Source organism: Bacteroides sp. OM05-10AA, assembly GCF_003439055.1.
Taxonomy (GTDB): Bacteria; Bacteroidota; Bacteroidia; order Bacteroidales; family Bacteroidaceae; genus Bacteroides; species Bacteroides intestinigallinarum.
The window spans coordinates 1-3,470 of sequence record NZ_QSUR01000081.1; the positions used below are offsets into that span (position 1 = coordinate 1).

Genomic DNA, 3,470 nt, shown 5'->3' on the forward strand with positions numbered 1-3,470 from the left:
TGGTTATGAAGAGTCGGAGATTATGTAAAGAGAAAGGACCGTACTATTAGCAGCCCGGTCCTTTCTACATTTTACTCTACATAATTTATAGGCTTTTAAGCCAATCCAGTAGATTCGTGTCTTTTAGCCAAACAGGTTCATTTGGTTCTTCAGATGTTGGAACAAAAGCATTTGTTATGACTTCCCGTTTACGTTTTGAATCAACTCTTGCATAAATTTCCGTTGTAACGACTGACTCGTGTCCAAGTAGGTCTCTGATATATATCAGAGGCACATCTGCCTGAAGCAAATGCATCGCTCTTGAGTGTCGTAAAGAATGGCAAGAAACCTTTTCGGGTATCAGCGTTGCACTCTCAACTCTTGCTTTTGATACATATTTATTTAGTATGTAAGAGATACCACTACGTGTCAGTTTTCTGCCACATCCGCTTGAAAATAATGGCATCTTTGCTTTCTTAGAATCAAAAAGACATTCATCAGCCATGTACCTTTGCAAATGTAGGACTTGCTGTTCTATTAATGGTACTATTCTGACTTTTTGCCCTTTTCCCATCATTCTTATCGTATAAGGTTTTGTCAACCGAAGACATTCAACGGTCAAGTCAGCTATTTCTTGCACTCTTGCGCCTGTATCATACATGAGAGATAGCAGTGCCATATCACGTCTTCCGCTTTTTGTCAGAAGATTAGGCTGTTTCAATAAAAGCCTGATTCCATCAACCGTGAGGTAGTTAATAGACTTTCTCCCTGTCTTTTTTAGTGGTATTGTGTGGATTTTCAGTCCTTCATTCAAGAAGGTGGGATCTTCATATCCGACATACGAGAAGAACGATCTGAGAGCAGCCAACCTTGCATTTCTTGTACTATCCGAGCATTTATTTTCATTTTGGAGCCAATCAAGGAATGCCACGATATCTTTCCGTGTCAGCTTATCCATAGTCAGCTTATTAACAGAGATGTGTTTTGCATCTTTGTAATACCGTATCAGTAGTATGAAAGTATCTCGATAAGCCAGTATGCTATTGTGACTCATACCTCTTTCTCCCGGGAGATACTTACTCAAGTAATCCGATAAATACTTACTAAAATCAGTCGGTTTCATCTTTGTATAGATTTGGATAGACATTCATGCTTTCTATATCTATGCGTTGTATCAAGTCCGGATACATACTTTCACATAACCTTACATAGTTATTTGTAGACTGTATCGAACTGTGTCCCAAGTATGTTGAGAGTATTGGAAGCGAGCAATATAGGTCGCCTCCTTCATGATGCATTTTCATCAATGAGTGTACGCTGAAGGTATGTCTGAGATCATGCACACGTGGTCCTTGATGTCTACCATTGTGAGGTATGCCAGCATTTTTGAGTATTGTCCTGAACCAGAAATAAATTGTGCCGTCACTCGCACATGGTTTTCCAGATAAAGCAAGAAAAAAATACTCCTTATCCGCGATTATAGGCAGCCGCTCCCGATAACTCTTATATTCACGACATACAGTAGCCACGGAGTCTGAGATGGGAACCAATCTGTCTTTACGACTTTTTGTATCGTGCAGGACTATATATTTTTCTTCAAGGTTGACATCACAGTTTTTCAGACGGATAGCTTCTGTTACCCTTATGCCGGTTCCATACAACAAACGAAAGATGGCAGGAAGCATAATAATTGCCGAATTCATTTTCAGACTGTGTAAAATAAGGTTGTCACATGCAGTGAAGAAACGGTCTATTTCCTCTTCTGTAAAGATGTGGGCTGTAAAACCATTTACTTTTATATTGGGCATTCTTGGAATATAGCATGGTTTGCCAATATCTGACATATATTGGACGAACTGCATGACTACGGTGCAACGTCCTTTATATGTCGAACCTGATTCATGTTTCCGCCTTGTCATCCATTCGTCAAAGATTTCTTTTGTCAATATTGGATATGTAATCTTTTTGCGTACGAGGAATGTGTCAAATTCTCTAATAAGATATTCTGCGGTGCTATACTTATACCCCAGATTTCTTTTCAGTTTTATGAACTCAGTAAAATGCTGAGCCATAATGCTCTCAAAAAGTAGATTACTCATAGAAATGCCCTCCATTTTGCATATAGAATCCATCTGCTACCGGTGGCACATCAAGAGCGCATTGCTTCAGACTTTCAATATCAAGCCGAAGGTACAGCTTTGTGCTTTCACTATCTTTATGACCGAGGATTCCCGTTATTACAGGCAAAACAACCTTTTCTTTTAATAAGATAGTTGCAAGACTATGTCTAAGCGCATGTGGTCCTTGCTTTCGACCGGAGGTATCTATACCAGCATTACGGAATACTTTCTTTACGATCTCATACACTCCTTCTGTCGTAACTGGTCTGAACGGAGATATTCCCTGAACAAATACATGGCAATCGTCACATTCAGGTCGGCCTGACTGAAGATAGTCTATAATAGCCTCTCCAACTTCTCCTGTCAATGGCAACTCTATCGGCTTTTTTGTCTTATATTGTGTAAGGTGTATGTTACATTCATCCCAATTCAGATTACTGAAAGTCAAGCCACATATATCTGATGCCCTCAATCCATATCTGGATAAGAGCATTAATATGGCAAAGTCTCTTTTCCCTAATGGGTCGCACCTGTCAATAGAAGAACAGACGGTGTTGATTTCTTCTCTTGTATATATAGATGGTAACCGCTCCATTTGCCTATATGCATCTGTTGGCAACAGACGAGAAAGATTTATTGCTATCAAGTCATTCTCATGCAAATAGCGCAAATAAAGCCGCAATTCTCTGATTACATGATGTCGGAGAGACTTCTTACTAATGTCAAGTGAGGATAAAAAGTTGTTGATAACTTCAATCGTTAGAGAAGATAATCGAATGACATCATGCTTGTTCATATAATCAAGAAATATGGATAGATAATACCTATCATGCTCTATCGTATAGTTCGAGAACCGTCCACTATTCGTTTTATGGTACAAAAAGTTCAAAAGATGCCGACCAATTTCACTGGCAAAGGACGGGGATAATTTTATTCTCTTTTTTATTACTCCCGTTTGCATATACTCCGTCAGCCATCCAATCCTTGATTTTACTGTTTGTCCCCATTCATAGGAAAAGTCTATTCCAACTTTCTCAAGTTTATGTGCAATATACTTTTCCCCTATTTGAGATGAATAAAATTGGATATTGTGTTCTTCCATATATGGAATCAACATTTTCCATGTGTCTGTCACAGACTTAATAGTACTTTTTTTCAAGCCCTTTTGATGAAGGTAACACGTAGCTTCTTCAATCAAACGACTGACTTGAGTCGTTTGAGGTAATGTTCGATTAATATGACTCATATATATAATATTAGTGGGAGCAACATTACCCCCGACAATATTATGCAAAGAAATCTATAATCTAAATGCTATATTACAACTATTTATAAATCTAACATTACATAATCTCCAACTCTTCATAACCA

At 38.3% G+C, this 3,470-nt stretch carries 3 protein-coding genes; all 3 read right to left on the reverse strand.

Annotated features, from left to right (window positions below):
• Window positions 1-85: 85 nt before the first annotated feature.
• Genes DXB58_RS27475 through DXB58_RS27485 form a run of 3 tightly spaced genes read right to left on the reverse strand, consistent with a single transcriptional unit; the run spans window position 86 to window position 3,345 of the window.
• On the reverse strand, window positions 86-1,126 hold the full coding sequence (locus DXB58_RS27475) for a tyrosine-type recombinase/integrase (protein WP_309574113.1): 1,041 nt from the start codon (window positions 1,124-1,126) through the stop codon (window positions 86-88).
• Complete coding sequence (locus DXB58_RS27480) at window positions 1,089-2,078, reverse strand: tyrosine-type recombinase/integrase (RefSeq protein WP_158571593.1); 990 nt, start codon at window positions 2,076-2,078, stop codon at window positions 1,089-1,091. The genes DXB58_RS27475 and DXB58_RS27480 overlap by 38 nt, the downstream gene beginning before the upstream one ends.
• Window positions 2,071-3,345, reverse strand: a complete 1,275-nt coding sequence (locus DXB58_RS27485) for a site-specific integrase (RefSeq protein WP_147338756.1) — start codon at window positions 3,343-3,345, stop codon at window positions 2,071-2,073. The genes DXB58_RS27480 and DXB58_RS27485 overlap by 8 nt, the downstream gene beginning before the upstream one ends.
• Window positions 3,346-3,470 lie beyond the last annotated feature (125 nt).

Coding starts and splice junctions, on each gene's coding strand:
- DXB58_RS27485 (WP_147338756.1), bottom strand. CDS start 3,345: ATGAGTCATATTAATCGAACATTACCTCAAACGACTCAAGTCAGTCGT.
- DXB58_RS27475 (WP_309574113.1), bottom strand. CDS start 1,126: ATGTCTATCCAAATCTATACAAAGATGAAACCGACTGATTTTAGTAAG.
- DXB58_RS27480 (WP_158571593.1), bottom strand. CDS start 2,078: ATGAGTAATCTACTTTTTGAGAGCATTATGGCTCAGCATTTTACTGAG.